This window comes from Paenalcaligenes sp., from assembly GCF_030152715.1.
Lineage (GTDB): Bacteria > Pseudomonadota > Gammaproteobacteria > Burkholderiales > Burkholderiaceae_B > Paenalcaligenes > Paenalcaligenes hermetiae.
The window spans coordinates 1-3,512 of the sequence record NZ_JASLIX010000075.1 but is presented as its reverse complement, the minus strand read 5'-3'; the positions used below and the strand labels follow the sequence as shown (position 1 = coordinate 3,512).

4 protein-coding genes are annotated in these 3,512 nt (G+C 47.7%); 1 reads left to right on the top strand and 3 read right to left on the bottom strand.

All coding sequences use genetic code 11. From position 1 onward, the window contains the following. Positions 1-206: 206 nt before the first annotated feature. The 3 genes from Q1V74_RS06215 to dctP all read right to left on the bottom strand — a co-directional run bounded on the left by Q1V74_RS06215 (position 207) and on the right by dctP (position 3,081). Positions 207-1,526 (bottom strand): TRAP transporter large permease, encoded by a 1,320-nt coding sequence (locus Q1V74_RS06215; RefSeq protein WP_300647533.1) that lies wholly within the window; start codon positions 1,524-1,526, stop codon positions 207-209. A 2-nt stretch (positions 1,527-1,528) separates the two neighbouring features. Next, complete coding sequence (locus Q1V74_RS06210) at positions 1,529-2,029, bottom strand: TRAP transporter small permease (RefSeq protein ID WP_300647532.1); 501 nt, start codon at positions 2,027-2,029, stop codon at positions 1,529-1,531. Positions 2,030-2,106: 77 nt separating this feature from the next. Beyond that, positions 2,107-3,081: a TRAP transporter substrate-binding protein DctP gene (gene dctP, locus Q1V74_RS06205; protein WP_300647531.1), complete on the bottom strand. Its 975-nt coding sequence runs from the start codon at positions 3,079-3,081 to the stop codon at positions 2,107-2,109. A gap of 218 nt (positions 3,082-3,299) precedes the next feature. Here dctP and Q1V74_RS06200 point away from each other — a divergent pair. Continuing rightward, on the top strand, positions 3,300-3,512 hold a 213-nt coding region (locus Q1V74_RS06200; RefSeq protein ID WP_300647530.1), incomplete at its 3' end, for a YtcA family lipoprotein.

Sequence of the window (3,512 nt, the reverse complement as noted above, 5' to 3'; positions counted from 1 at the left end):
CCGTGGGGAAAAGGCTGGTGCTTTAGATAAGTCACGTCGTCCACGTGGGGCGAAACCACAAGGGCGTGCTGAAGGATTTGCACAGAAAAAAGGGCGCGGCCGTTTTGAGGCGCGTGCCGGGCAGCGTTAAACGTATATGCTGGTAAAAAACACCCCAAATGCTGATATGGCACTTGGGGTGTTTTTATTAGAAAAGCACCGTGCAACTAGCGAATGAGATTTGGTAGCCCTGTGGCAATTTGCGGTAAGCAAAACACCAAAGCAAGTACGGCAATTTCAATGATCAAAAAGGGTACCGCAGCACGGTAAATCTGAGGCAGACGTATTGAGCTGGGCACCACACTTTGCATCACAATCAGTAGCAGACCAAACGGTGGGGTAAGCAAACCAATTTCCAGTGTAATAAGAATCATTACCCCTAACCATACGGTATCCACCCCAGCGGCTACTGCTAGCGGCATAAAAAACGGTAAGGCAATCATCATCATACTCACCTGATCCAACACCATCCCCAGCACGAGTAAAATCAGTAGCATACCGATTACCAAAGTGACTTGGTTTAAGCCCAAGCCTTTAATTAAGCCTAAAAAGCCTGTGCTTGCACCAGAAAAACTGAGCAATTGGGCAAAGGTGGTAGAGGCCGCTAAAATAAATAAAATAACAACGGATACCTTGGCCGTTTCGATTAGGCTTTTCCATAAGGCCGGCCAGCTAAAGGCTCGATAAAACAAGGTGGCTACCACAGAAGCCGTAACGCCAATGGCCGCGGACTCAGTAGGAGAAGCCCAACCCGCCAGCATAGAACCGACCACAGCGATAAAAATACCAAGCAAGGGAACCACGTCTTTGACAAAGGGCCGCCATTTTTGCCAGCCGCTCAACCCCAGGTCATCGTTAGGGTCAGAGGGGGCGTCTTGGGGGCGCAAACGGCTACGAATCACCACATAGGCCAAAAAACCCATAGCCATGACCAAGCCCGGCAAAATGCCACCAATTAAAAGACGCTCAATAGAAATACCAGCTAAGCTGCCGAGCATCACAGCCAAAGCAGATGGGGGAATGAGCATAGCAATCCCCCCGACCGCCATGATCGGCCCCATGGACATGGTAGGGTGATAACCACGACGTTGCATTTCTGGCATCATCACTCCGCCCATCATGGCTGTATTCGCAATAGAGGAACCAGACAGCGTAGCAAAAGTAGTACCACCCAAAATACTTACGATAGAGAGTTTGCCGGGGACGCGTGAGATCACACGCTCAATTGCTGTAATCGCTTTAAAAGCCAAGCCGGTATGAAATAAGACTTCTCCCATCAACACAAAGAGGGGGATAGGAGTCAAAGAAAAGCTGGTAATGGAAGAGGTCGTATTGCGTACCCATTGGGCCAGACCGGCTTCTTGACCTAAAAACACCCAAGCTCCAATCAGGTTGACGGCCAAAAACGCAAAAACCACTGGCGTGCCTACTGCCATTAAGAAAAATAGGGTGCCCAGCATCAGGGCTAATGCAGATTGCCATTCCATGGTTAGGCCTTTTGACGAAATTCAAGAGCAAGGCGACGACCAAACTCAATGGTTAATAAGCTTGACCCAAAAAGTAGCGGCACACTTAGCCACCATTCAGGAAAAATCAGTTCTTTAAACACCACACTGCCTTGCTGCTGGGCGTCCAACAACACCATTAGCGATTGGTAGGCCAACACAGCACAGACGATGAGCCCAACGGCATGACAAAATAAGGCGAAAAAGCGTTGTAAAAAGCGCGGTAAAAGATGCAAAATCACATCGACTCGAATATGGCCATTGTGATAGAGCAGCCATGGCGCTGCGATAAAGGTGGCTACCATCAACATGTACTCGGTAATTTCCACGCCTGCAGGAATCAGGTCGATGTTTAAATTACGCAGCACCACATCAGCGGTGACCAGTACACTCATCAAGCCAAAGATGATAGCTGCGAGCGCACCACAACAGGACATCAGAGCGTGATAGAGACGATTTTGGCTAAGGGTCGAAGATTCAGACATCGTGTTCTCTTTGGTTCAGAAAGGAAAAGGCATCGTTGGCCTAAGCACGCCGATGCCTTTTATGGGATACATCAGAATTAAGCAGGGTCTTTACCAAAAAGGCGTTCAATTTCTTTAGCGTTTTTGGGGCTGACTTTGTGTAAATTGTCCCAGCCAGCTTGATACGCTTTGTTGAGCAGATCGGTGGCCGCTTCTTCAGACAAAGTAAGTACTTGAACCCCCGCGTCTTCTTGTCGACGTTTCTCTTGCTCACCACGCTCTAGCTCTGCCTCGTTAAGCGACTCCACCCACTGTACTTGTTTCTGTAAAAAGGCTTTTTGTTCATCGTTCAGTTTTTCCCAGCTGTTTTTATTCATAAAAAAGCCGACTTCTACATTATAAAAACCGGGTTCTACACGATATTTGGTTTTTTCTTGCCATCCTAAGTCCAATAAACCGACAGAGGGCCAGCCGTAGCCGTCTACTACCCCACGCTCGAGCGCGGTATAGGTTTCTCCAGGAGCAATTTGAATAGCGGTTGCTCCCAGTGTACGTAATAGCGCTAAGTAGACTGGAGTACTGCGGATCTTAAAGCCTTTAAGCTCGGCTTTATCAATAGGCTTATTCACATAGAGATGGTATTGCAGGCCATCGGTAACGCGAGCTAACCACACCATATTTGCTTTGTCTTGGTGGATTTGGTTCATGAGCGCATAACCACCATTTTCGCGTAACTCGCTCATGCGACGATCGGTAAGCGTCATGGCAAGGGCTTCAGGCACTAAATTGGCATGAAAAACCGCGCTGGTATTAGCAAAGTCGACAACCCCAGAGCGTAAAGCATTGCCGACCTCAAAGGTAGGGATAGACTCAGGGCCACCTACGACGTGAATCTGTAAAATGCCTTTGCCTTCGTTGTTCACCTTTTCTACAAAAGCATGAAAGCGCTCGGAGAAAAAAGCGTCTTGGGTGAAAGCGGACACGGCTTTAAGCGTGGTTTCCGCAGCCTGTAAGCCAAAGGCGCTTAGTGCTAGTGTGGCACCAATCAGTAGACGAGAAGAAATGTTGAACATGATAGGCCGTTCCTGTGTTGTCGCGTAAAGCATGAAATCCAATATATTTATAGTTAAATATATTACCGATAAACTATCTCTTCGGCTGCATAGGGTTTTTACCAGTAAGCCGGCTTAGTCTTGTGGTATTTAACGTTAAGGATTGTGGGTAGGTACTGGATTGGCCCAAAGCTCAGGTACAATTTTGTGGTGTTGTGAGTATGTGACAAGGAAATAGAATGCGGGTGGCATGGCTTTTATTTGTGGCAGGATTGGTAGCAGGGTGCCAGCGCGCGCCCTCTTTTGCATTAGTGGGCTCGTACTTTCCGGCGTGGCTAATTTTTATTTTATTGGCGACTTTAGTCACTATTGTGATTCGCTTTGTCTTTATTCGCCTGGGGATTGATGATGCCTTGCGTTTTAAATTATTAGTCTATGTTTGTATTGCGCTG

Bases quoted from the DNA above. Each gene is read 5' to 3' on its own strand.
- Q1V74_RS06215 (WP_300647533.1), bottom strand. From the start codon at position 1,526: ATGGAATGGCAATCTGCATTAGCCCTGATGCTGGGCACCCTATTTTTC.
- Q1V74_RS06210 (WP_300647532.1), bottom strand. From the start codon at position 2,029: ATGTCTGAATCTTCGACCCTTAGCCAAAATCGTCTCTATCACGCTCTG.
- dctP (WP_300647531.1), bottom strand. From the start codon at position 3,081: ATGTTCAACATTTCTTCTCGTCTACTGATTGGTGCCACACTAGCACTA.